The organism is Allokutzneria albata, from assembly GCF_900103775.1.
Taxonomy (GTDB): domain Bacteria; phylum Actinomycetota; class Actinomycetes; order Mycobacteriales; family Pseudonocardiaceae; genus Allokutzneria; species Allokutzneria albata.
In genome coordinates, this window is record NZ_LT629701.1 from 4,739,367 (window position 1) to 4,763,516 (window position 24,150).

Here is a 24,150-nt window from a genome sequence, read left to right on the forward strand (position 1 = left end):
GCTGAACCAGGAGCGCACGCATGACTGTTTCACTGTCCGTGCCGGAGATCCATCCCGCGCTGGACCTGCCGCTGCTGCGGGACTTCATCGCCCCGCGCCGTCCACTGTGGACTGCCAGTGAACTGCTCGGGTTGACCAAGAACGTGGCGTCGGTGTTCGAAGACCAACTCTCCGGGATCCTGGAGTACGTGCCGGAGCAGCGCTGGTGGGCGCGACTGGCGCTGACCGAGGAGGTCGAGCTGTGGCTGCTCACCTGGATGCCCGGCCAGGGCACCGAGCCGCACGACCACGGCGGCGCGTCCGGCTCGTTCACGGTGTACCGCGGTGAGCTGCGTGAGGACTACCGATATCCGACCGGCCCGGTCCGCGGCGCTGCGCGGAAACTCGGCACGGGGGTCGGTTTCGGCCCCGGCCGCGCGCACCAGGTGCGCAACACCGGGACGGTGAACGCCGCGAGCGTGCACGCCTACTCGCCGCCGTTGCTGCCCACCAACGAGTACCCGAGCCTTGAGGCCTACACGGAGGCTCCGCGATGAGCATCAACGAGTTCCTGGCCGAAGCGCGCGCCGAACTCGACCGGCTGGAGCCGGAACAGGCTTTGGCCGCGCAGCGGGACGGCGCACTGATCGTCGACATCCGCCCGCACGTCAACCGCGCCGAGGAAGGCGAGATCCCCGGCGCGCTGCCGATCGAGCGCATTCACCTGGAGTGGCGCCTCGACCCCTCGGGCAGCCACCGCATCCCCGAGGTGCGACCGGACTCGCGCGTGGTCGTGGTGTGCAACGAGGGCTACGCGTCCAGCCTGGCCGCCAGGGACCTGCACCGCGTCGGTCTGCCCGGCGCCACGGACCTGGTCGGCGGCTTCCGCGCGTGGCGGGCCGCCGGACTGCCGGTGCAGTCCGGCGGCGCACCTGCCATCCCCTGAGCCCCTGTAGCACTTCCGTAGCACTTCTCGCCACAGAGGGCTACATTGGTAGCTATGGCGCACACCATCGGACAGCGGGAGCTCCGCAACGAGAACGCGGAGATCATGCGCCGGGTCGAGGCCGGGGAGAGCTTCACGGTCACCCGCAACGGCAAGCCCGTCGCGGACCTGGTTCCGCACCGGTCCGACACGGTGGCACCGGCGCCTCGCCGCAGCCTCGGCACGATCCAGGAAGCCTTCCGCAGACTGAGTCCCGTCGACGCGGAGCAGTGGTATCGGGACCGCGCCGAGGCAGACACGGTGTTCGGCGATGACGACCCGCTTGAAGATCCGTGGTCGCGGCAGGACAAGGGGGGCCGGTGAGCGCACCGCGACGCGCGCTCCTGGACACGTCGGTCATCATCGATCTGGAGCGGCTCGATCTTGGCGCGTTCGCCACGGTCGAACCCTCTGTCAGTGCGGTGACCCTCGCCGAGCTCGCTTACGGGCTGAACACCCCTGATCCGGTGGAGCGGTTGGCACGCACCGAGCGCTATTACGCCACGCTGGACCAGTTCGAGGTGCTCCCCTTCGACATTCCGGCGGCGAGGCTGTACGGAATCCTGGCGGAGCTGGTCCGGCTGGCGGGTCGCAACCCGCGGCCGCGCCGACTGGACCTGCAGATCGCCGCCACCGCCGCCGCGCACTCACTCCCGCTGCTCACCCGCAACCCGGCCGATTTCGCCGACCTCGACCGCCTGCTGGAAGTGGTCCCCCTGTAGGCGATCGAGGTCAGCGTGGCGGTCAGGTCGCGAGAACGACCTTGCCCAGCTCGACCGGGGACGCGAGCAGGTCGTGCTTCGGCAGGACGCGAACCGTGTAGCCGGTCGGGCCCGCGTAGGGCAGCTCCACCTCCACCGTGTACTCGCCCGGCGACACCAGCTCCATCGGCACCGAGACCACGTCGTGCAGCTCGTCGGAGTCGTCGACCCGGCCGACGACCGCCTGCACCTCGATCTCGGTGCGGTCCAGGCCGCCCAGCTCCACGCGCGCGGTGACCGTCGCCTTGGAACCGAGCAGCGGGGCCGCGCTGTTGCCGTTGATCGAGAAGTAGGTCTCCGTCACCCGCACCCCCGGCCACGCGGCGTCGAGGCGGGCGCGGTAGGAGGCCAGCTCCTTCGCGCCGTTGAAGGCGTACTCGCCTACCGCGGCAGCCGAACGGGCCGCCGGGGTGTAGAGCGTCTCGACGTACTCCTTGACCATGCGGGAGGCCTGCACCTGCGGGCCGAGCGAGGCCAGCGTGTGCCGGACCTTGCCCATCCAGCGGGTCGGAACGCCGTCCTCGCCGCGGTCGTAGAACATCGGCGCGACCTGGGTGCTGATCAGCTCGTAGAGCGCGGTCGCCTCCAGGTCGTCCCGGCGGTTCGGGTCGGCGACGCCGTCCGCGGTCGGGATGGCCCAGCCGTTGTCGCCGTCGAACAGCTCGTCCCACCAACCGTCCTTGATGGACAGGTTGAGCCCGCCGTTGAGCGCCGACTTCATGCCGGAGGTGCCGCACGCCTCCAACGGCCGCAGCGGGTTGTTCAGCCAGACGTCGCAACCCCAGTACAGGTACTTCGCCATCGACATGCCGTAGTCGGGCAGGAAGACGATGCGGTGCCGCACCTCGGGGTCGTCGGCGAAGCGGACGATCTGCTGGATCAGCGCCTTGCCGCCGTCGTCGGCCGGGTGCGACTTGCCCGCGACCACCAGCTGCACCGGGCGCTCCGGGTCCAGCAGCAGCGCGCGCAGCCGCTCCGGGTCGCGCAGCATCAGCGTGAGCCGCTTGTAGGTCGGCACCCGCCGGGCGAAGCCGATGGTCAGCACGTCCGGGTCGAAGACGGAGTCGGTCCAGCCCAGCTCCAGGTTCGACGCGCCGCGCTGCACCCAGGACGCGCGCAGCCTGCGACGGACCTCCCGGACGAGGCGCCCGCGCAGCTCACCGCGCAGCTCCCACAGGCCCGCGTCGGTGACCGGCTCGAAGCCGTGGATGCCGACGCCCTTGTCGACCAGGTCCGGGTCGGATTCGCCCAGCAGCCTGCTCATCTCGGTGGCCGCCCAGGTCGGACCGTGCACGCCGTTGGTGACCGAGCCGATCGGCACCTCGGTGACGTCGAAGTCCTGCCACAGGCTGCGGAACATCTCCCGACTGACGCGGCCGTGCAGCTGCGAGACGCCGTTCGCGCGCTGTCCGAGCCGCAGGCCCATGTGCGCCATGTTGAACAGGCCGGGGTTCTCCTCGGCGCCGAGCGCGATCACGCGGTCGACCGGGACGCCGGGCAGCAGGCCCTCGCCGCCCGCGCCGAAGTAGTGCCGCACCAGGTCCACCGGGAAGCGGTCGATGCCCGCGGGGACGGGGGTGTGCGTGGTGAACACGGTGCCCGCGCGCACGGTCGACAGCGCCTGGTCGAAGTCGAGCTCACCCGAAGCGACGTACTCACGGATGCGCTCAAGGCCGAGGAAGCCCGCGTGGCCCTCGTTGGTGTGGAAGATGTCCGGCTGCGCGTGGCCGGTCAGTTCGCAGAACACGCGCACGGCGCGGACGCCGCCGATGCCCGCGAGGATCTCCTGGCGGATGCGGTGGTTCTGGTCGCCGCCGTAGAGCCGGTCGGTGACGCCGCGCAGGTCGTCGTCGTTCTCCTCGACATCGGAGTCCAGCAGCAGCAACGGAACCCGGCCGACCTGCGCCTTCCACACGCGGGCGCGCAGCACCCGGTCGTCGGGCATGGCCACGTGCACCAGGATCGGCGCGCCGGAGGGCTCGGTCAGCGGCTCCAGCGGCAGGGCGCGCGGGTCGAGCACCGGGTAGTGCTCGATCTGCCAGCCGTCGTGCGACAGCGACTGGCGGAAGTAGCCCGAGCGGTAGAGCAGGCCGACCCCGATCAGCGGGACGCCCAGGTCGGACGCGGCCTTGAGGTGGTCACCGGCGAGCACGCCGAGGCCGCCGGAGTAGTTGGGCAGCGCCTCGGTGACGCCGAACTCCATCGAGAAGTAGGCGATCGAGGACGGCATGCCCTCGGCCTCCTCCTGGCGCCGCTGGTACCAGCGGCCGGAGTCGAGGTAGCGGTCGAGGTCGTCGGCGATGGCCGCGGTCCGCACGAGGAAGCCCTCGTCGCCCGCGAGCTGCTGGAGTCGGTCCGGCGAGACCTCGGCGAGCAGCCGCAGCGGGTCGCCGTCGAGGCGTTCCCACGACTGGGGATCCACCGAGGCGAAGAGGTCCTGGGTGGGCTGGTGCCACACCCAGCGGAGGTTGGTCGCCAACCGGCCGAGAGCCGCCAACGGCTCCGGCAGACTGGCACGGACGGTGAACCGGCGCAGTGCTCTCACGCGACCGAACTGTACTTCGCCCCCCGCCCCGGTTGGCAAGATTCCCAGCGAAGCCTGCAAAACGTTGCAGCCGCGGTGGTCGTCCGCGCGCCGGCCCTCCGCCGCCGCGCACCCCACCCCGGGGTGGGCGGGTTGACGGGGTGGAAAGTCTCAGGGGTTCGGACGAACGGGCTCCGCCGAACGGGTCGAAGGGCGCGCCCGGATTGGACTACGTCTAGGTAACCCGCATCATGGTGCGTGAACTCGGCGATCTTCGGGTAACCCGGCTCCGGCACCTCGGACCTGGGGTCGGTCAACTGGATCGAATCAGGCACACTTGCGCCAGGACGGCACACGACTATTTGCGAGAGGGCGTTGCCGGTGAGCGGTCGGCTCGGTATCGACGATGTCTCCCCAGTCATCTCCTGCGGACGCGACCCGGCGAAAGCCGTTGTGGGGGAACACATCCCGATCCAAGCCACCGTCTGGCGGGAGGGCCACGACGCGGTCGCGGCGACGGTCGCGTGGCGCGGACCCGAGGACCGCGTCGCCCGGCAGACCCGGATGACCCACCTTGGCGGCGGGCTGGACGACTACGCCGCGTCGATCGTCCCGGACCACCCGGGCATGTGGACCTTCCGCGTGGACGCGTGGTCGGACCCGTGGGCGACCTGGCTGCACGCCATCGAGGTCAAGGTCGCGGCCGGGCAGGGTGCCGCGGAACTGGCCAACGACCTGGAGATCGGCGCGCGGCTGATCGACCGCGTCTCGCGCAGGCCCGACCGCCGCAACGACCGCGAGCTGCTGACGATCGCCGCCGAGGCGCTGCGCGACACCGACCGCCCCGTCGCCGAACGGATCGCAGTCGCCCTGTCCGAGCCGGTGCGCCGGATCATGCACCAGTACCCGGTGCGCGAACTGGTCACCAAGGGCAAGCCGCAGCGCGTGTGGGTCGACCGCGAGCGCGCGCGCTTCAGCTCCTGGTACGAGTTCTTCCCGCGCTCCACCGGCGGCGTGGACGCCGAGGGCAACCCGGTGCACGGCACCTTCGCCACCGCGACGAAGGCGCTGGACCGCATCGCCGCCATGAGCTTCGACGTGGTCTACCTGCCGCCGATCCACCCCATCGGCCGGGAGAACCGCAAGGGGCGCAACAACACCCTGACTCCGGGGCCGACCGACGTCGGCTCGCCGTGGGCGATCGGCGCGGCCGAGGGCGGCCACGACGCCATCCACCCGGACCTGGGCACCATGGAGGACTTCAAGGGCTTCGTCGCGCGCGCGGGCGAACTCGGCATGGAGGTCGCGCTGGACTTCGCGCTCCAGTGCGCGCCGGACCACCCGTGGGTCGCCGAGCACCCGGAGTGGTTCACGGTGCTGCCCGACGGCACCATCGCCTACGCGGAGAACCCACCGAAGAAGTACCAGGACATCTACCCGCTGAACTTCGACAAGGACCCCGAAGGGCTCTACGCGGAGACCCTGCGCGTGGTGCTGCACTGGGTCGAGGCGGGCGTGCGGATCTTCCGGGTCGACAACCCGCACACCAAGCCACCGGACTTCTGGAACTGGTTGATCTGGAAGGTCAAGGAGACCCATCCGGACGTGCTGTTCCTGTCCGAGGCCTTCACCCGGCCCGCGCGGATGTTCGGCCTGGCCAAGCGCGGGTTCACGCAGTACTACACGTACTTCACCTGGCGCACGTACAAGCAGGAGATCATCGAGTTCGGCAACGAGCTGGTCGCGCACGCCGACGACGGCACGCCGAACCTGTTCGTCAACACCCCGGACATCCTGCACGCGTCGCTGCAGCACGGCGGGCCCGGCACGTTCGCGCTGCGCGCCGCGCTCGCCGCGACACTGTCGCCGAGCTGGGGCGTGTACTCCGGCTACGAGCTGTTCGAGCACCAGGCCGTGCGCGAGGGCAGCGAGGAGTACCTCGACTCGGAGAAGTACGAGCTGCGCCCGAGGGACTTCGACGCCGCGCTGCGCGAGGGGCGCTCGCTGGAACCGTGGCTGCGCAGGCTCAACGAGATCCGGCGCGCGCGGCCCGCGCTGAGCCGGCTGCGCACGCTGCGCTTCCACCACGTCGACAACGACGCGCTGATCGCCTACTCGAAGACCGATCCGGCCACCGGCGACATCGTCGTGGTCGTGGTGAACCTCGACCCGGGCAACGGCCAGGAAGGCACGTTGTGGTTGGACCTACCCCTTCTGGGTATGGACTGGCAAGAGCGGTTCAGCGCACGCGACGAGGTCACCGGGGAGACATGGGACTGGGGTCAGGCGAATTTCGTGAGGCTGGAGCCACACCGCGCGGTGGCCCACATCGTGGCGGTCGAACGACGCTAGGTGGTGCGATGAACGGCTCTGCTGGGGAGATCAGGCCAGATGCGGCGCTCGGCCTTGAGGGCATACCGCACACGGGCGAGGGCGTGACCTCCGACGGGCACCTCATAGAGCCGCAGGCGGAGGACTTCCGGCACGCGCGCCAGGCCCCCGAGGACGCGGACTGGTTCAAACGGGCCGTGTTCTACGAGGTGCTGGTGCGCGCCTTCGCCGACTCCAGCAGCGACGGAACGGGCGACCTGCGCGGGCTCGCGTCGCGGATGGACTACCTGCAGTGGCTCGGCGTGGACTGCCTGTGGCTGCCGCCGTTCTACGCGTCGCCGCTGCGCGACGGCGGCTACGACATCAGCGACTTCCGCGCTGTGCTCCCGGAGTTCGGCACGGTGGACGACTTCGTCTACGTGCTCGACGAGGCGCACCGGCGCGGTATCCGCGTGATCACCGACCTGGTGCTCAACCACACCTCGGACGCGCACCCGTGGTTCCAGGCGTCGCGCAGCGACCCCGACGGCCCGTACGGCGACTTCTACGTCTGGAGCGACGACGACCAGAAGTACGCCGACGCGCGGATCATCTTCGTCGACACCGAGACGTCGAACTGGACCTACGACCCGGTGCGCGGGCAGTTCTACTGGCACCGCTTCTTCTCCCACCAGCCGGACCTCAACTACGAGAACCCCGAGGTCCAGGAAGCGATGCTGGACGTGCTCCGGTTCTGGCTGGACCTGGGCATCGACGGGTTCCGGCTGGACGCTGTGCCGTACCTGTTCGAGCAGGAGGGCACCAACTGCGAGAACCTGCCGCGCACGCACGAGTTCCTGAAGAAGTGCCGCAAGGTCGTCGACGACGAGTACCCCGGACGCGTGCTGCTGGCGGAGGCCAACCAGTGGCCGTCGGACGTGGTGGCCTACTTCGGCGACCCCGAGGTCGGCGGCGACGAGTGCCACATGGCCTTCCACTTCCCGTTGATGCCGCGGCTGTTCATGGCGGTGCGGCGGGAGAACCGCTTCCCCATCTCGGAGATCCTGGCGCAGACGCCCGCGATCCCCTCCGGCTGCCAGTGGGGCATCTTCCTCCGCAACCACGACGAGCTCACGTTGGAGATGGTCACCGACGACGAGCGCGACTACATGTACGCGGAGTACGCCAAGGACCCGAGGATGAAGGCCAACATCGGCATCCGCAGGCGCCTGGCCCCGCTGCTGGAGAACGACCGCAACCAGCAGGAGCTGTTCAACGCGATGCTGTTGTCGCTGCCGGGTTCGCCGGTGCTCTACTACGGCGACGAGATCGGCATGGGCGACAACATCTGGCTCGGCGACCGGGACGGCGTGCGCACGCCGATGCAGTGGACCCCCGACCGCAACGCGGGTTTCTCCAGCTGCGACCCGAACCGGATCTACCTGCCGGTCAACGCCGACCCGGTGTACGGCTACCAGGCCGTCAACGTCGAGGCGCACCTGAACAACAGCTCCTCGCTGCTGCACTGGACGCGCCGGATGATCGAGGTGCGCAAGCAGCACCCCGCCTTCGGGCTCGGCGACTTCACCGAGCTGGGCTCGTCCAACCCGAGCATCCTCGCCTACATCCGCACCTACGAGGGTGACACCGTGGTGTGCGTCAACAACCTCTCGCGGTTCCCGCAGCCGGTGGAGCTGCACCTCGGCGAGTTCGAGGGCTGCGTGCCGGTGGAGCTGACCGGCGGCGTGCGCTTCCCGGCGATCGGCGAGCTGCCGTACCTGTTGACGTTGCCCGGCCACGGTTTCTACTGGTTCCAGCTGACCGCCGCACTTGACGAGGGAGAGGCTCCGTGACCTCCTCACCGACCGAGGTGATCACCGAACTCGCCGACGCGCTGCGCGAATGGCTGCCGACCCAGCGCTGGTTCGCGGGCAAGGACCGCGCCGTCGCGTCCGTGCGCCCGGTGCAGGCCGTATCCCTTGTGGACGGTGATCCCGCGCTTCTGCACGCGGTGGTCGAGGTGCGGCAGAACGGCAGCGCCGACCGCTACCAGCTGCTGGTCGGCCTGCGCTCGGACCTGCCGGAGCACCTGGGGCACGCCTGGATCGGCACGCGTGCCGAGCTGGCCTGCTACGACGCCACCCAGGACACCGAGCTGACCGGCTTGCTGCTCGACCTCATCGCGCGCGGGCAGACCCACGCCGGACTGGACTTCCAGCACGAGCCCGGGGTGGAGCTGGAGATCGCCCTGAAGAGCAGGCCGGTCGGCGCGGAGCAGTCCAACACCTCGCTGGTCTACGGCCACCACTACATCCTCAAGCTGTTCCGCAAACTGGTCACGGGCACCAACCCCGACCTCACGCTGCACCGCGCGCTGCGGACGCAGCAGTGCGAGCACATCGCCGAACCGCTCGGCGCGATCCAGGGCACCCTGGACGGCGAAGAGGTCACTTTTGGGATGCTGCAACGCTTCCTGCCCGACGCCGCGGACGGCTGGGCGATGGCGACCGCGAGCGTCCGCGACCTGATGGCCGAGGGCGACCTGCACCCGGACGAGGTCGGCGGCGACTTCGCGGGCGAGGCGCGCAGGCTCGGCCAGGCCGTCGCCGAGGTGCACGCCGATCTGGCCGCGGCGCTGGGCAGCGGCTCCGAGGGCAGGGACCTGCTCGACCGCACCGTGGACGCGATGCAGCGGCGGCTCGACGCGGTGCTCGCCTCCGTCCCGGAGCTGGGCGCGCACGAGCAGGGGTTGCGTTCGGCGTTCGACGCCGCCCGCGAGCTGAGCCACCCCATTGCGGTGCAACACATCCACGGCGACCTCCACCTGGGCCAGGTGCTGCGGACGGTGCTCGGCTGGGTGCTGATCGACTTCGAGGGCGAGCCCGCGGCGCCCGCGGCGGAACGGCTGTCGTTGCGCTCTCCGCTGCGGGACGTCGCGGGCATGCTGCGGTCCTTCGACTACGCCGCGCACCAGCTGCTCGTCGGCTACCCCGGTGGCTCCAGCGCCGAGGACCAGCTCACGGTGCGCGCGCTGGAATGGGCACGGCGCAACCGCGACGCGTTCTGCGACGGGTACGCGGAGAAGGCCGCGGACCCGCGGGAGCACGCGGTGCTGCTCCGGGCGCTGGAGCTGGACAAGGCGGTGTACGAGGTGGCGTACGAGCACGGCAACCGGCCCGAATGGCTCGCGGTGCCGTTGTCGTCGATCGCGCGCATCACCGGCTCATGAGGCTCAGCACAGCTCGATGCGCTTGAAGTCCGCGGTCCTGGCGATCTTGAAGCCGCGCGAGTCGTCACCCGGCTTCAAGGTCAGGCACGGGCCGACGGCGCTGCTGAACACCGCGAACGCCTTGTACGTCTTCGACTTGCAGCTGCTGTGCAGGTGGTACGTCTGGGTGATCCAGCCGACCGGCTCCGCGGTGATGAAGATGCACGAGGGAGCCTTCGCGGCCAGCGCCGTCCCGGCCGTGACCACCGGGGCCACCGCGGCGGCGCCGACCACGGCGGCGGTGAGGACGGCACGGCGCATCGGGGAGGTCATCGTCAAGATCCTTTCGTGTCGCACGGTGCGGTACCGCCCCAGCCTCCCCGACAAACAAGATCAATTCTGACTTTTCGGTCGTGGCCGATGACCGGCGCCGTTCTAAGATGACCTGGCACCGGCGGCCCACTGATTACGACTCCTAGTGAACGGGAAGCCCGTAGACGTGACCATGCCCGACGCAAGCGCACCCAGCGCGGACGAGATCAACCGGCTACTCGGCGGGGCACACCACGATCCCCACTCGGTGCTCGGCGCCCACCCGCACGCCCAAGGCACGGCGTTCCGGGTGCTCCGGCCGCACGCCGACGAGGTCGTCGTCATCGTCGGCGGGGAGAAGCACCGGCTGAACAAGGTGCACCACGGCGGGCTGTTCTCCGGTCTCGTCGACACGCCGCCCGGGGACTACCAGCTGCACGTGCGCTACGGCGACCACGTGGACATCTCCGACGACCCGTACCGCTGGCTGCCGACGCTCGGCGAGCTGGACCTGCACCTGATCGGCGAAGGGCGCCACGAACGGCTGTGGGAGGTGCTCGGCGCGCGCTCGCACAGCTACGACACGCCGAGCGGCACGGTCGCGGGCACGTCGTTCGCGGTGTGGGCACCGAACGCGCAGGGCGTGCGGGTGTGCGGGGACTTCGACGGGTGGAGCGGGGTCGCGACGCCGATGCGCTCGCTCGGCTCCTCCGGCGTCTGGGAGATCTTCCTGCCTGGCGTGCTCGCGGGGACCAGGTACAAGTTCCGCATCCTCGGCAAGGACGGCAACTGGCACGAGAAGGCCGACCCGATGGCCTTCGCCACCGAGGTCCCGCCGCAGACCGCCTCCGTCGTCGCCGAGTCCAACCACGAGTGGACCGACGCGGACTGGCTGGCCAAGCGCGAGGCCACCGACTGGTCGACCGCGCCGATGAGCGTCTACGAGGTGCACCTCGGCTCCTGGCGCCCCGGCCTCGGCTACCGGGAGCTCGCCGAACAGCTGGCGAACTACGTCACCGAGACCGGCTTCACCCACGTCGAGCTGCTCCCCGTCGCGGAGCACCCCTTCGGCGGGTCCTGGGGCTACCAGGTCACCTCCTACTACGCGCCGACCGCGCGCTTCGGCTCCCCCGACGACTTCCGCTACTTCGTCGACCACCTGCACTCGCGCGGGATCGGCGTGATCGTGGACTGGGTGCCCGCGCACTTCCCCAAGGACTCCTGGGCGCTGGCCCGCTTCGACGGCACTCCGCTGTACGAGCACGCCGACCCGCGCCGCGGCGAGCAGCCGGACTGGGGCACGCTCGTGTTCGACTTCGGCCGCAGCGAGGTCCGCAACTTCCTCGTCGCCAACGCGCTGTACTGGCTGGAGGAGTTCCACGTCGACGGGCTGCGGGTGGACGCGGTCGCCTCGATGCTCTACCTGGACTACTCGCGCAACGAGGGCGAGTGGCTGCCGAACGTCCACGGTGGACGCGAGAACCTGGACGCGGTGCGGTTCCTGCAGGAGCTGAACGCGACCGTCTACAAGCGACACCCCGGCATCATGATGATCGCCGAGGAGTCCACGGCGTGGCCAGGTGTCACCCGGCCCACCCACCTCGGCGGCCTCGGTTTCGGCTTCAAGTGGAACATGGGCTGGATGCACGACGCCTTGCACTACCTGGCGCGCGAGCCGATCCACCGCTCCTACCACCACAACGAGATGACCTTCTCGTTGATGTACGCGTGGAGCGAGAACTACGTGCTGCCGCTGTCGCACGACGAGGTGGTGCACGGCAAGGGCTCGCTGTGGGGCCGCATGCCGGGCGACGACTGGAACAAGGCCGCGAACCTGCGCGCGCTGCTCGCGTACATGTGGGCACACCCCGGCAAGAAGCTGCTGTTCATGGGTGGCGAGTTCGGCCAGGTCCAGGAGTGGGCGGAGTCGCGCTCGCTGGACTGGCACCTGCTCGGTGAGCGCCTGCACGGCGGGCTCGCCTCCCTCATGGGCGACCTCAACGCGTTCTACCGGTCGGCACCCGCGATGTACGCGCAGGACACCTCGCCCGAGGGCTTCTCGTGGATCGACGCCAACGACTCCGGCGGCAACGTGCTCAGCTTCGTCCGGCTCGCCGACGACGCCGAGCCCGTGGTGTGCGTGGCGAACTTCGCGGGCAGTCCGCACCTGAACTACCGCATCGGCCTGCCGCAGCGCGGCGTGTGGCGCGAGGCGATCAACACCGACGCGGAGGTCTACGGCGGTTCGGGTGTCGGCAACATGGGCACCGTGCGCGCCGAGGCCAAGCCGTGGCACGGTCGCACGCACTCCGCCGTGCTGCAGCTCCCGCCGTCCGGAGTGCTGCTGCTGGTCCCGGACGTGCTCGCCGTCCCGGAGACCCCGGAGCTCGACGCCGCACCGGAGTTCCTGGAGAGCGGCGAATAGCCACCTGATCCGTGGGCTGTGCTGCGCCGCGCGCGGCGATGCGGAAAGCTGGGCGGATGGGCTTGTTCGGCAGCACGACGATTCGCCGCGCCCTGTCCGGGTTCGGCGCGTTCTGCGTGCTCGTCGCCTGCACGAGTCCTGTTCCCGGTGAACCGGTCGCGCGCGTGGGCATCACCAAGTCGACCGTGGACCCCGGGTTCATCCACGGCACCGACGGCGGCGAGATCGACCGGCTCGCCGCGACGGTGGTCACCGACGTGCAGCAGCACTGGCGCGAGAACTTCGAGCCCACGTTCGGCAGACCGTGGCAGCCCGTCAACGGCTTCTACTCCGTCGACAGCAACGACCAGGCGGGCAAACCACCGCCGTGCACCTCGCACACCGGCGAACTCGAAGGCAACGCGTTGTACTGCGCGAGCGTGGACGCCGTGGTGTGGGACCGCGCGGCGCTGTTCCCTGTGATCAACACGAAGTACTCGGGTGCCGCGGTGCTGCTGGTGCTGGCGCACGAGATCGGGCACGCGGTGCACCACCGTGCGGGCATCGGCGCGGAAGAGCAGCGCAAGCAACCGGAGCGCTACCCCACGATCCTCACGGAGGCGATGGCCGACTGCTTCGCCGGAGCGACGCTGCGGTGGGCGGTGGAGGGCAAGGCGCCGCACCTGCGCGTCACACAGTCCGATGTGGACACCGCGATGGGGGTGCTGATGGTGCTGCGCGATCCGGTGGACACGGCGGACGTCGACGAGGCCACGCACGGCAACGCCTTCGACCGCGCTTCCGCGCTCCAGGACGGCTACGCGGAGGGACCCCGCCGCTGCGCCGCGATGACCGTGCAGAACCGCAGGTTCACGGTCAGCGAGAGCGCGGTGACCAGGCCGGCGCGGAGCTACCAGCAGTCGGTGGAGGCGATCAGCGCGGGGCTGGACCGGTGGTTCGGCGGGCTGGTGCGGCGCAACGGTGGGCAGTGGAGCAAGCCCGACACCGGTTCCGGGGCGAGCTGCGGGGGCCAGGGCCCGGCGTCGTTCTGCGTGGCCGAGCACGCGATCCGGCTCGACGGCCGGGGTGAACCCCAGCGCCTGCACGAGCAGATCGGTGACTACTCGGTCGGTGCCCTGCTGGCGGCCAGGTACGGCTTGGCGGCGATGGCCGCGCTCCGCCGCAGCGTCGACGGGGCCGGGGCGGGGCGGGACGCGCTCTGCCTCGCCGGGGCCTACACCGACGCCGCCTCGCGCGGGACCGACGGCAGCGCGCCGCTCGCGCCGGGCGACCTGGACGAGGCCGTGCAGGTGCTGCTGGGCTACGACTACGGCTCGCGCAACGTCGCGGGCACCGGGATCGCCTCCGGCTTCGACCGCGTCGCGGCGTTCCGGACCGGGTTCCTCGGCGGCGCCAAGGCGTGCGGCATCGGGTGAGAGAACGCGGAACCCCTTCGTTTTCACCTTTTCCCACCTGCACTTTCAAGGCGGTTCCACAACACTGTTCCAATCCCTCGCCTCGCATTTGACGCATCCTCGTTGTGACACTTAGCCTTTTCACATCGGTCGGCCGTGAATCGATGTACTGAATTACTCGACGGAATGGGACACCGATGACCAAGGCACTGAGACTGGCACTCGCCGCGGGTGCGGCGGCCGCGATCCTCGCGGGGGCCGCCCCGAGTGCCGTCGCCGAGAGCGGCGCGGCGAGGTCCGGGACGACCTCGCAGTCCAAGAACGGCCTGACGTGCACCAACAAGTGGTACAACACCTCGGGCGGCACGAACTGCGCCGGTACGGGTTCCGCCGCGACCAAGCAGAAGTGGCGCCTGCGGGTCCGCTGCTCGGTGCAGCCCGACTACACCGGCTCCTGGCAGGCGGGACCCGGCAGCGACCGGTTCGAATGCCGCACCAGCGTGCAGAGCGCCAGCGTGGAATTCAAGTAAGCCGGGAAATCCTCCGGAGGCACCGCCCCGGACCGCATGGGATGGATTCCGTGTCGCGCAGGGCGGCACGGAATCCACCCCATTTCACCACACGCGCGGCGCGCCCGGCGGCCGCGACCTGCTCCGAGTCGGCGAGTATGCGGCCGGCACACCGCGACGGCCAGGTACGGTTTGGCGGCGATGGCCGCGTTCGGCCGAATCCTCGGTGGGCGAAGGAGTACGCACGTGCTGATGGGGGCGGCTCGACGACGAGCGGTGCGGGTCACGACGCTGCTGGCGGCACTGCTGCTGGCCGCGGGCTGCACGACGGTGATCCGGGGTGAGGCCAAGCGCGTCGGCGCGGTCGTCGACCCCGGCAGCGCGGCCGGGCTGAAGGTCACCGAGGGCCCGAGCGGTCCGCGCGTCGGCGCGGCCGACGCCCAGGTCACCGTGGAGAACGCCGACAACGGCGAGATGGACCGGCTGGCCATCAACGCGGTCAGCGACGTGCAGAAGTACTGGGCGGAGCAGTTCCCCGTCCACTTCGGCAAGCCCTACGAACCCCTGCGCAGGCTCGCGTCGTGGGACTCCGGCGGCAAGAACATGGTGCTGTGCCGCAGCAACACCGCCGGTGTGGAGAACGCGTTCTTCTGCCCCTCCGAGGACTTGATCGCCTGGGACCGGGGCGGCCTGCTGCCGATGCTGAGCACCAACTACGGCTCGATGGCCGTGGTGGCCGTGCTGGCGCACGAGGTCGGCCACGCCGTCGGCCACCGCAGCGGCGTCACCAAGCTCGGCATGCCGACGATCATCGCCGAGCAGCAGGCGGACTGCTTCACCGGTGCCTTCTTCCGGCACGTCGCCGAGGGCAAGGCCGAGCACTTCGAGATCTCCACCGGCGACGGGCTGAGCAAGGTCCTCGGCGCCATGTTCGCGCTGCGCGACCAGGTCGGGGCCTCGTTCACCAAGCGCGGCGCGCACGGCAACGCCTTCGACCGGGTCACCGCCTTCCAGTTCGGCTTCGGCCAGGGCCCGAAGCGCTGCGCCGCCATGGACGCCAAGGACATCAACGCGCGGGTCACCGAGTACAGCTTCGCCAAGCAGGACGACAACAAGGGCAACCTGCCGGTCAACGAGCAGACCGTGAAGACGATCGTGGAGAACCTCCAGGCGGTGCACAAGGACACCGGCGCCGCCCCGCCGGAGGTCAGCTTCGGCGGGACCTGCGCCTCCGCCGAGGCCGCCGCCACGTACTGCGAAAGCAGCAACACCGTGGGGCTGAACATGGAGCGGCTGGCCCAGTTGGGCAAGGCGCCCGCGAAACAGGAACGGGCTCGGGCGATCGGGGACTTCGCGGCGTTCGGCGAGATCGCCTCGCGCTACGTGATCTCCGTGCAGAAGGCGGTCGGCCTGAAGCTGAGCGGCGACGTCGCCGCGCTGCGCACCGCGTGCATGGTCGGCAACTGGGCGGGCAGCCTGCTGCAGCGCCCGGTCGGCGGCCGCAACCCCGTCGGCACCCTGCGGATCTCCCCCGGTGACCTGGACGAGGCGGTCACCCAGCTGCTCACGGAGAACACGCTGATGGCCGCGGACGTCGGCGGCAAGCCGGTGCCCTCGGGCTTCGCGCGGGTCGAGGCGTTCCACGTCGGCTTCCTCGACGGCATCTCCGCCTGCACCGAGGACTTCCGCTAGCCGCGAGCGGGGGCGCCCCGGCCGGGGCGCCCCTTCGCCGTCAGAACAGGGCGCTGGCCAGGTTGCGGCGTGCGAGCATGACCCGCTGGTCGTCCGCGGGGAACAGCTCGAACAGGTCGACCAGGTGCTGCCGCACACGGTTGCGGTCCTCGTCCGCGGTGCGGCGCACGGTGGCGACCAGCCGGGCGAAGGCCTGGTCGACCAGCTGTGCGGCGATCTCCGCGTCGGCCGCGGCGAGCTGGGCGTCGATGTCGTCGGGGCTGGCGTCCGCCTTCTCGATCGCGCCGGAGTCGGTCCGCTCGGCCCGCGCGGTGAAGCGCACCTGCGCCAGCGCGGCCTTGGCGTCCTCGTTGCCGGGCTCCGCGGCGAGGATCTGCTCGTAGGCGGCCTCGGCGGCGGCGTAGTCGCCCCTCTCGAAGGCTTCCTCGGCGGCGGTGAACCGCGGGTCCTCCGGCTGCTCGGCCTCGGCGGCACCGCCGGCGGCGGCGCGCTCCTCGGCGGCCTTGATGCCGGGCAGGCGGTCCCGCAGCGCCTGGACCAGGGAGGCGATCCACTGGCGCAGCTGCGCCTCCGGCTGCAGCCCCGGGACGCCGTCGAGCACCTGGCCGCCGGCGATGGCCACGGTCATCGGCACCGACTGCACGCCGAACGCCTGCGCGATGCGCGGGTTGGCGTCGATGTCGACAGTGGCCAGGATCCAGGTCCCGTTGCTCTCCGCGGACAGCCGCTGGAGGATCGGGGACAGCTGCTGGCTCTCCTCGCTCCAGCTGGCGCGCAGGTCCACGACGACCGGCACCTGGAGGGAGCGTTCGAGCACGTCCTGTTGGAAGGTCGCCTCGCTGACCTCGACGACCCACTCCCCGGAGGTGGCGGGCGCCGAACCGGACGCGGCGGGCGCGGCGGCGGGACGACTCTGCTGGCGGGCGGTGGCCTCCGCCCGCGCCTTGACCGCCGAAAGATCCACGGCACCGGCGAGCGCGGCGGAGAGGGCGGCGTTCTGGCGTCGATCTGGCCTCGTCACGTCCTCCATCCTGACACGCCGCCGACAGCGCCGGGGACCCAGCACCCGGCCCCGACCCACCCGCGCGCGGACGGGCAGATCCACCCCGCGACCACCAGCGCGTCGGCCCGCAACCGGCGCAGCGGGCGGTGGTGCACCGGCTCGTGGTGCGCGATCCGGTTCCGCAGCTCGTGCAGCCCGGCGACCTTGTCGTGCACGTCCTTGCGCATGCCGCTCAGGTGGGGGAACGCGCCACGAAGACACGGCAGCCAGAGCGTCCGCTCGTACCGCGCGGCAAGCAGGTACCGCCAGAACCCGAACGACAGCTCGGTGACCACTCGCCCCGGAGTTTCGACATACCCGTTCCGCACGACCCTGTCCCGAGCGGTCGCGATGTCGTTCTGCGCCTTCTCGGTCAGCAGCGGGGCGAGGGGCACGTACCAGTCGGCCCGGCCGCTCCGGTCGGCGAGCGCCGAGTGCATGGCGTTGCGCACCAGCACCTCGACGTGCCCGAGCGTTCGCCAGAAAGCCGCGGCGATCTGGGAGTTCCGCTCGTAGAGCGCCAACGCCGCCGCCAGGTCTCCCCCGCTCGCCGTCCGGTAGGGAGCCAGGCGCTCCGGCGAGAAGCGCTGCTCCAGCAGTGTGTTCAGTGCCGGGTTTGTCATGACCGGGCGACTCCGGTAGAGTCTTCGACGAAGACCCCGGTCGCCCCTATCCCTCGGGATATGCCGCCGGGGTTATGTATTTTCCGGGGCACTGTTCCGCCGTCGTCGATCATCTGGGCTCCTTCGCGGTGACGTGTCCGATGTGGACGCGTCACGCTAGCGCCACCCCCTGACGTTCACTGTTGAGCGACATTTTGCCTTGGTGGCAAATGGAATCAGCCGACGAACCGGGCGTGGCGCTGTGACCCGTGCAGCGCGGAGGAACCCCTGTGCGTCCATGTCGTTGCACGCGCGCCTATAGGTCGTTGTTGAGTCCCTTCAAGGGGTTCCGCGCAGAGCCGTGCGCGAATCACGTCACAAGGTGCAGCGCCATCGGGTTGTTGCGGAACGCCTCGTTGGTCGCGGACAGCGTGCGCGCGATCGGGAGCATCAGCTCCGCGAAGCGCCGCGTAGCCTCCTCGCCGATCGCCAGCCACGGCAGGATCGCGCCGTCATCGGTGCGCTCCTCGCACCACGCGCGCAACTGCCCACCGGCCGCCGTGAGCGCGCGGTCGGCGATCAGGCCGCGTTCGGTGAGCCGGTCGACCGCCGCCTGCCACTCCTGCTCCGGCCAGCGACGGAAGCCGAGCATGGCCTCGTCGGTCATCCCGTGGTCGGCCGCGTAGAGCACCAGCGCCTCGCACGGGTCCAGGCCCGCGGCGACCAGGGTGGCGATGTGCCCGTCGCCCCTGGACTCACGCAGGATCGTGGTCGCGTGCCACAGCGCCAGGTGCGGCTGCTCCGGCCAGGGCAGTGCCGCGTTCGCTGCGGCGAGCGGACGGCCGGTGATCGGGGTCGCCGCGGCGGCCGCACGGCCGAGCTCGGCCAGCTCGGCGATCTCCGGGCCGGACAGCGCCTCCTCGCCGAGCAGGTGCCGCAGCGCGCCGTCCACCCCGGTCAGCCGGGTGGCCAGGAAGGTCTCCGCGTCGGCGAGCTCCCAGGCGTCGGGCAGCGCGCGGTGCACCATCCCCGGCGGGAAGTTGTAGAAGGTGGAGATCACCAGCTCCGGGCCGGCCTCGCCGAAGGGAGCCGCGCGCTGGGCGAAGTAGCCCATCCAGCCGCCCTTGCAGCCGAGCCCGTCCGCCGCCGCCCGCGACTCCGGGGTGAAGTAGGTCAGCACGTGGTAGTTCTCGAACAGCGACCACAGCCTGCGCGCCGCCGCACGGCGCTCCTCGACGCTTCCGATGCTCAGCACCCACCGACCATCCCACCCATCGGGACGGCGCGAACCGTGGCGCCGATCACATCTCGCGGAGGTGTTCCTCCACCCGTTCCACCTTGGCGGAGAGCTGAGCGGTGTAGCCCGGCCGGATGTCCGCCTTGAGCACCAGGCTCACCCTCGGCCCGTGCTGCTGCACCGCCTCCACGGCGCGCCGCACCACGTCCATCACCTCGTCCCAGGTCTCGCCCTCGATCGTGGTGAACATGGCGCTGGTCTCGTTCGGCAGCCCGGATTCGCGCACCACCCGGACCGCGTCCGCGACGGCCGCGCTGACGCTGTCGGACTCCCCGCCGAGCGGGCTCACGCTGAACGACACGAGCATCGTTGTGTCCTCCGTACTGCCCGAAGACCCGCTCGCGGGGTCGAGCACGTCACCGAAGATTCGCTACTCATCAGTTTCGGCGCTGCTAGCGTGGCTGTCCATGACAGGCCGATCTTTGCCGTTCGATCCCATCGAGCGCGCCGCCGAGCTGTGGGCAGAGCGCATCGGTCCGGCGGAGACGATGGCCGCGGTCACGAGTGTGATGCGCGTCCAGCAGATCGTTCAGTCCGCTGTGGACGGCGCGCTCAGGCCGCACAAGCTGACCTTCGCCCGCTACGAGGCGCTGGTGCTGCTGACCTTCTCCCGGCAGGGCAGCCTGCCGATGCGGGTGATGGGCGAGCGGTTGCAGCTGCACCCGACCAGTGTCACCAACATCGTCGACCGGCTGGAGGCCGACGGGCTGGTGGTGCGGGCCCCGCACCCCACCGACCGGCGCACCACGCTGGTGGCGATCACCGACGACGGCCGGACGCGGATGAAGGCGGCGACCGAGGCGGTCACGGAGGCGAACTTCGGCCTGGCCGGGCTGACCCCGCGGCAGACCGAGCAGCTGACCGAGCTGCTGGCCAAGGTGCGCAAGGCCACCGGCGACTTCGCGAGCTAGGCCGTCACCGAGTCCGCGACGGGCTCCATGCGACCGGTGCGCGCCGCCCAGCGCTCGAACCACACGGTGGCGGCGGGCGGGATCGAGGCGACCAGTGCCCACACCAGGGTGCGGTTGTCCCAGCCGAGCGGCTTGCGCACCAGGAACGCGAGGAGCACGTAGATCACGAACAGCCCGCCGTGCACCGGGCCGAAGATCTTGACGCCGATGTCGGTCACCCTGAGCACGTGCTCGAAGAGCATGCCGATGAGCAGCCCGATCCACGAGCACGCCTCAGCGATCGCGATGAGCCGGAACCTGCCTGCCGGGGTGGACAGCACGGGCGCTCCCTCAAACCTGGACGATTCGACCAGGCCAGTGTGGAGCGTGCCCTGGATCACCGATCCCCCGGGACGGTCCTAGGACCCGCAGGGGGACGGTGGGAGCGCGGCGGGGGTGGTTCCCCACGTGGACTCGCGCTCGGTCAGCGTGTACGTCAGCACCTGGCCGCGCGAGAGCTGTTCCCAGTCGACCCACACCTTGTCGTGCTGCCGGGCGCCGAGCCGCGCGGAGCCGATGAACTGGTTCTTCGCCGAGTCCACTCCGGGCGTCGCGATCACCAACGGCCTGCCGTTCTCCAGGTCGATGCTCACGACGGGGAACCGCGGCTTGCTCAGCACGAGCTGGCCGGTGCCGTTGACCGCCGGATACATGCCGATCGCGCTGAACACGTACCACGCGGACATGGTGCCGAGGTCGTCGTTGCCCGTGACACCGTTGGGGGCGTTGGTGAACAGTGTCTGCGCCGCCCTCGTCACGGTGGATGTCTTCCACGGCTGACCGATGAGCGTGTACATCCACGGCGCGTGCAGGTCGGGCTCGTTGTTGGGGTTGTAGCGGAACTGGTTGTAGTACGCGTACGGCCCGACGACCCACTCCTTGCGCACGGCCTCGGTGTGGTTGGCGAGGAGCTTGTCGTAGGCGAAGAACGCGTCCAGCCGCTTCGCGGTCTCCTCCTTGCCGCCCATGGCCTTCAACGCGCCGCTGACGTCCTGCTGCACGAGCCACTGGTACTGCCACGCCGTGCCCTCGTGGAAGCCGTGGTCGGACGTGGGCGTGTAGGGCTTGCCGGGGTCGCTGTGCCAAGCACCGTCGAGCACCCTGGGGCGTGGGAAGCCGGTGAAGCCGCGGTCGGTGACGGTGGGGTCCCACACGTTGCGCCAGGACTGCCCCCGCTTGCGGAGCGCGGCAGCTTCCGTATGCGCACCAAGCGCTCCGGCCATGACGGACAGTGAACAGTCGGCCAGTGCGTACTCCATCGTCGCGGAGCCGCCGTGGTGCTGGTCGATGTCCATGCCCTTCTTGGGCTTGCGCTTGTCGTACTCGACGAAGCCGTTGGCGAGGTAGTTCGGGTTGCCCGCGCGGCCCTCGAACTGCGAAGCGGCCGGAGGGACACCGTTCGCGTTCTGCAGCAACGCGCCCAGTGCCTCGCGTTCCCTGCCCTTAAAGGCGCCGAACCGCCACAGATCGACCATGTAAGGCGTAACGGGGTCACCGGTCATCGTGTTCGTCTCGAAGCTCGCATAGGCCCACCGGGGCAGCCAGCCGCCTTGTTGGTGCACGGCGAGCAACGACTGTGCGATGTCCTTCGCGCGCGACGGCCAGAACATGGCGATGAGCTGGTTCTGCGTGCGGTAGGTGTCCCACAGCGAGTAGTACTCGTAGTAGGTCCAGCCGCGCGCGGTGTGAATCTTGTCGTCGAACCCTCGATAGCGGCCGTCGTGGTCGTTGCCGGTCAACGGCTGCAACAGCACGTGATAGAGCGCCGTGTAGAAGACGACGAGGTCGTCACGGCTCCCGCCACCGACGCGCACACGGGACAGCTCGGTCCGCCAGGCCCGCTCCGCACGCCCACGCAGTTCGTCGAAGCCGAGCGGAGTGCCGTCACGGCGCAGTCCCTCGGCCGCGAGGTTCTTCCGCGCACCCTCAATGTCCACATGGGACACAGCAGTGGTCGCAGTGACGGACTTCCCTCGAAGAGCACCGAAGTTGAGCCACGCACCCCGCAGCCCCGCGCCGCCGGAGGACTCGCGGCTACCCGGCAGACCACCCTGCGGGCTCCACGTGCCGAACGCGGAGAACGGTTGGTCGAACTTCATGGTGAACCACGTCGTGTACCTACGGCCCCCGCAGAAGCTCAGCGTCTCGATGGCGCCTTCGAGCGTGCGGTCGCCGACGACCTTGACGGAGCTGGACGTGACGCTGTGCTTGTCGTTGGCCTGCCCAAGGTTGACGAACACGTTGGCGTTGCTGGGATCGGTGAAGGTGTAGCGCTCCGCGCCGGTGCGGGTGGACGCGGTCGTCTCTGCGTCGATTCCGCCGTAGCTGGTGAGCCTGGTCTTGTAGTAGCCGGCGGTGCCGACCTCGCCGGCGTGCGTGTACTGCGCGCCGTACTGGTGATGGTCGAACGTCGCGGGCACTGTCGTGTCGAAGGCGTGCTGCGAGCCCGGGCCGACTGTCCCCGTCGTCGGCAGCACGGAGAGGACGCCGCCCTGCTCCCAGCACCCGGCACCCGAAAGGAACAGGTGGCCGAAGCCGTGGATTTTCGGGTCGTCGTAGCGCCAACCAGAGTAATGCGAGCCGATGGGGCTGATCTGCGTCTTGCCGAATGGCATCGAGGCACCGGGGAATGTGTTGCCATCGTCCTTGGAGCCGATGAACGTGTTCACCAGGCCCACGGGGTCCGCGGAAAGCTGCGCCGGACTGGCGATCGCGGTGGGGGCAACGGAGGAGGTCAGCGCCGCTGCCGCGACGAACGCTCCCAGTAGTCGTCCTGAACGAGAAAACCGGAACGCGGACATGCGACAGCCTCCTGAGCTGACAACGTTGTCACATTCCGATCCAACGTAAAGCGGCCAAACAAAGCGGTCAACAGCACCAGGCGGACAAGTCCCAGGACATTTTCGCTTGAGGCAAACCACGGCCTCGCGGAGCCGTCCACTACTGTTGACAGCATGTCGGTGGTGAAGGAGCGGCGCCGTGCGATCCGGCGCAATCGCATGGTGGGCGCGGCGCTGGTGATCGTGCTGTTCTACGCCACGCTCGCGTTCCTGTTCACAAGAGGCAGGTAAGCACTGGGCGTGCGCCCGGTGAGGCTGCGCACCTCGCGCGAGAGGTGCGCCTGGTCGGCGAAGCCCGCGGCGACAGCCAGCTCGGCCAGCCCTCCGTGCGCCGGCATCCGCAGCGCCCGTTGCAGGCGGAGCACGCGGTGCAGCGCCTTCGGCCCGTAGCCCACCGCCGCGATCACGCGCCGCCGCAGCTGTCGGTCGGTGATCCCGAGATCCAGCTCCGCCAAGGACGCCGCACCCGCGTCGAACTCCGTCACGAGCGCGTGGACCAGCGGATCGACCTCGCCGAAGCGCGGCAACCGAGCGCTCAGCGCCCGTTCCAGGGCAGCACCGGCCGGGCCGGTCGACGCCTCCTCCAGCAGGCGCTCGGCACAGGCCCGGCCCCAGACCAGCGCCAGATCGGTCGTGGTGTTGGTGAGTTCGTGCGGTGCCACGTCACCGAGCAGCAACCGGGCCGCGCCGGGGCGCAGGCGCACGCCGACCGCCCGGCTGCCGACGTCCGCGTCCACATCGCGCCAGGCGGTGTCCGGACCGACGACGCTCAGCCGCCCGTCCGACCAGAGCAGGTCGACACAGCCGTCCGGGATCACCCGCTGGCGGTGCCGCGCACCGGCCACCCGGCTGCCCCAGAGGCACCGGACGTGTGCGGTGAGCGCGGGTCCGGGCGCTCGCTCGCGATAGTCCGAACTCACCCCACCACGGTAACGCGACCCACCGACAGCGCCGTCAATAATTCACCAGATCGCGCAATCCGAAGTTGGATTCCCCAATTGACAGTGAAAGTTGCACAGACACAAAAAAGGCGCCCACGAGGGGCGCCGAAGGCAATGAGGTGCGGGTCGGGCCGATCCCGCCGCCATTCTTGACCGGCCCGACCCGCAGCCTGTTCCCGCAGTGCACAGCGTGCAACGGGAGCCTGTAGGGGAACTCGCACTTACGGATTTACGAAGTGCTTGTTCATGAAAGCGAACCTAGTACACGAACCTACGTTTGCGGTAGCCCCCACGGCGAGTTGTAAGCCGCTCGCCCAACATCACACCCGGGACGCGGGCCCGTGTAATCGATTCCGTCCACCTTTTCGCGCTTATGGCG

At 70.0% G+C, this 24,150-nt stretch carries 21 protein-coding genes; 12 read left to right on the top strand and 9 right to left on the bottom strand.

Annotated features, from left to right (window positions below; translation table 11 throughout):
• Positions 1–20: 20 nt before the first annotated feature.
• Genes BLT28_RS21150 through BLT28_RS21165 form a run of 4 tightly spaced genes read left to right on the top strand, consistent with a single transcriptional unit; the run spans position 21 to position 1,686 of the window.
• Entirely contained in the window at positions 21–536 is a 516-nt protein-coding gene (locus tag BLT28_RS21150; RefSeq protein ID WP_030429031.1) for a cysteine dioxygenase, read from the top strand.
• Positions 533–925 carry a rhodanese-like domain-containing protein gene (locus BLT28_RS21155; RefSeq protein ID WP_030429030.1) on the top strand — a complete coding sequence of 131 codons (393 nt, stop codon included), beginning with the start codon at positions 533–535 and terminating at the stop codon, positions 923–925. The genes BLT28_RS21150 and BLT28_RS21155 overlap by 4 nt, the downstream gene beginning before the upstream one ends.
• 54 nt (positions 926–979) lie before the next feature.
• Entirely contained in the window at positions 980–1,288 is a 309-nt protein-coding gene (locus BLT28_RS21160; protein ID WP_030429029.1) for a type II toxin-antitoxin system Phd/YefM family antitoxin, read from the top strand.
• Positions 1,285–1,686 (top strand): type II toxin-antitoxin system VapC family toxin, encoded by a 402-nt coding sequence (locus BLT28_RS21165; protein WP_030429028.1) that lies wholly within the window; start codon positions 1,285–1,287, stop codon positions 1,684–1,686. Before BLT28_RS21160 ends, BLT28_RS21165 begins: the two co-directional genes overlap by 4 nt.
• Before the next feature lie 22 nt (positions 1,687–1,708).
• Here the strand turns inward: BLT28_RS21165 and glgP are convergent, their stop codons facing one another.
• Positions 1,709–4,270, bottom strand: coding sequence for an alpha-glucan family phosphorylase (glgP, locus tag BLT28_RS21170; RefSeq protein ID WP_030429027.1), 2,562 nt, complete (start codon positions 4,268–4,270; stop codon positions 1,709–1,711).
• Positions 4,271–4,630: 360 nt separating this feature from the next.
• On the opposite strand from glgP, the gene BLT28_RS21175 reads away from it, so the two are divergent.
• From BLT28_RS21175 to BLT28_RS21185, 3 genes are read left to right on the top strand one after another with little or no spacing between them, the layout of a single operon-like run.
• Positions 4,631–6,601: a maltotransferase domain-containing protein gene (locus BLT28_RS21175; RefSeq protein ID WP_030429026.1), complete on the top strand. Its 1,971-nt coding sequence runs from the start codon at positions 4,631–4,633 to the stop codon at positions 6,599–6,601.
• An 8-nt stretch (positions 6,602–6,609) separates the two neighbouring features.
• Complete coding sequence (treS, locus tag BLT28_RS21180) at positions 6,610–8,412, top strand: maltose alpha-D-glucosyltransferase (RefSeq protein ID WP_030429025.1); 1,803 nt, start codon at positions 6,610–6,612, stop codon at positions 8,410–8,412.
• Positions 8,409–9,788: a maltokinase N-terminal cap-like domain-containing protein gene (locus tag BLT28_RS21185; RefSeq protein WP_030429024.1), complete on the top strand. Its 1,380-nt coding sequence runs from the start codon at positions 8,409–8,411 to the stop codon at positions 9,786–9,788. Before treS ends, BLT28_RS21185 begins: the two co-directional genes overlap by 4 nt.
• A 3-nt stretch (positions 9,789–9,791) precedes the next feature.
• Here the strand turns inward: BLT28_RS21185 and BLT28_RS21190 are convergent, their stop codons facing one another.
• A complete protein-coding gene (locus tag BLT28_RS21190; protein WP_030429023.1) occupies positions 9,792–10,100 on the bottom strand; it encodes a hypothetical protein in 309 nt (102 codons plus the stop codon).
• 172 nt (positions 10,101–10,272) lie between these two features.
• Between BLT28_RS21190 and glgB the strand changes: the two genes are divergently transcribed.
• The 4 genes from glgB (at position 10,273) to BLT28_RS21210 (ending at position 16,099) form a co-directional block, all read left to right on the top strand.
• The gene (gene glgB, locus BLT28_RS21195) at positions 10,273–12,504 is read left to right on the top strand and encodes a 1,4-alpha-glucan branching protein GlgB (protein ID WP_052407202.1); all 2,232 of its coding nucleotides are present in this window, start codon (positions 10,273–10,275) and stop codon (positions 12,502–12,504) included.
• A gap of 56 nt (positions 12,505–12,560) precedes the next feature.
• Positions 12,561–13,919, top strand: coding sequence for a neutral zinc metallopeptidase (locus BLT28_RS21200; RefSeq protein ID WP_052407184.1), 1,359 nt, complete (start codon positions 12,561–12,563; stop codon positions 13,917–13,919).
• 176 nt (positions 13,920–14,095) lie between these two features.
• Complete coding sequence (locus tag BLT28_RS21205) at positions 14,096–14,428, top strand: hypothetical protein (RefSeq protein ID WP_030429020.1); 333 nt, start codon at positions 14,096–14,098, stop codon at positions 14,426–14,428.
• Positions 14,429–14,659: 231 nt separating this feature from the next.
• Positions 14,660–16,099 carry a neutral zinc metallopeptidase gene (locus BLT28_RS21210; RefSeq protein WP_030429019.1) on the top strand — a complete coding sequence of 480 codons (1,440 nt, stop codon included), beginning with the start codon at positions 14,660–14,662 and terminating at the stop codon, positions 16,097–16,099.
• A 40-nt stretch (positions 16,100–16,139) separates the two neighbouring features.
• On the opposite strand, the gene BLT28_RS21215 is transcribed toward BLT28_RS21210, so the two are convergent.
• The 4 genes from BLT28_RS21215 to BLT28_RS21230 all read right to left on the bottom strand — a co-directional run bounded on the left by BLT28_RS21215 (position 16,140) and on the right by BLT28_RS21230 (position 19,347).
• Complete coding sequence (locus BLT28_RS21215; RefSeq protein WP_052407183.1) at positions 16,140–17,129, bottom strand: tetratricopeptide repeat protein; 990 nt, start codon at positions 17,127–17,129, stop codon at positions 16,140–16,142.
• Positions 17,117–17,764, bottom strand: coding sequence for an Abi family protein (locus BLT28_RS21220; RefSeq protein ID WP_043811080.1), 648 nt, complete (start codon positions 17,762–17,764; stop codon positions 17,117–17,119). Before BLT28_RS21220 ends, BLT28_RS21215 begins: the two co-directional genes overlap by 13 nt.
• Positions 17,765–18,113: 349 nt before the next feature.
• Entirely contained in the window at positions 18,114–18,998 is an 885-nt protein-coding gene (locus BLT28_RS21225) for an SCO6745 family protein (RefSeq protein WP_052407182.1), read from the bottom strand.
• A 46-nt stretch (positions 18,999–19,044) separates the two neighbouring features.
• The gene (locus BLT28_RS21230; protein WP_030429015.1) at positions 19,045–19,347 is read right to left on the bottom strand and encodes an MTH1187 family thiamine-binding protein; all 303 of its coding nucleotides are present in this window, start codon (positions 19,345–19,347) and stop codon (positions 19,045–19,047) included.
• Positions 19,348–19,447: 100 nt separating this feature from the next.
• Between BLT28_RS21230 and BLT28_RS21235 the strand changes: the two genes are divergently transcribed.
• Positions 19,448–19,951 carry a MarR family winged helix-turn-helix transcriptional regulator gene (locus BLT28_RS21235; RefSeq protein WP_030429014.1) on the top strand — a complete coding sequence of 168 codons (504 nt, stop codon included), beginning with the start codon at positions 19,448–19,450 and terminating at the stop codon, positions 19,949–19,951.
• Here BLT28_RS21235 and BLT28_RS21240 read toward each other — a convergent pair.
• The 3 genes from BLT28_RS21240 to BLT28_RS21250 all read right to left on the bottom strand — a co-directional run bounded on the left by BLT28_RS21240 (position 19,948) and on the right by BLT28_RS21250 (position 23,750).
• Positions 19,948–20,271: a DUF3817 domain-containing protein gene (locus BLT28_RS21240; RefSeq protein WP_030429013.1), complete on the bottom strand. Its 324-nt coding sequence runs from the start codon at positions 20,269–20,271 to the stop codon at positions 19,948–19,950. The genes BLT28_RS21235 and BLT28_RS21240 overlap by 4 nt on opposite strands.
• A 78-nt stretch (positions 20,272–20,349) precedes the next feature.
• A complete protein-coding gene (locus tag BLT28_RS21245; RefSeq protein ID WP_030429012.1) occupies positions 20,350–22,791 on the bottom strand; it encodes a GH92 family glycosyl hydrolase in 2,442 nt (813 codons plus the stop codon).
• Positions 22,792–23,021: 230 nt separating this feature from the next.
• Positions 23,022–23,750, bottom strand: coding sequence for an AraC family transcriptional regulator (locus tag BLT28_RS21250; protein ID WP_030429011.1), 729 nt, complete (start codon positions 23,748–23,750; stop codon positions 23,022–23,024).
• Between the last annotated feature and the right edge of the window lie 400 nt (positions 23,751–24,150).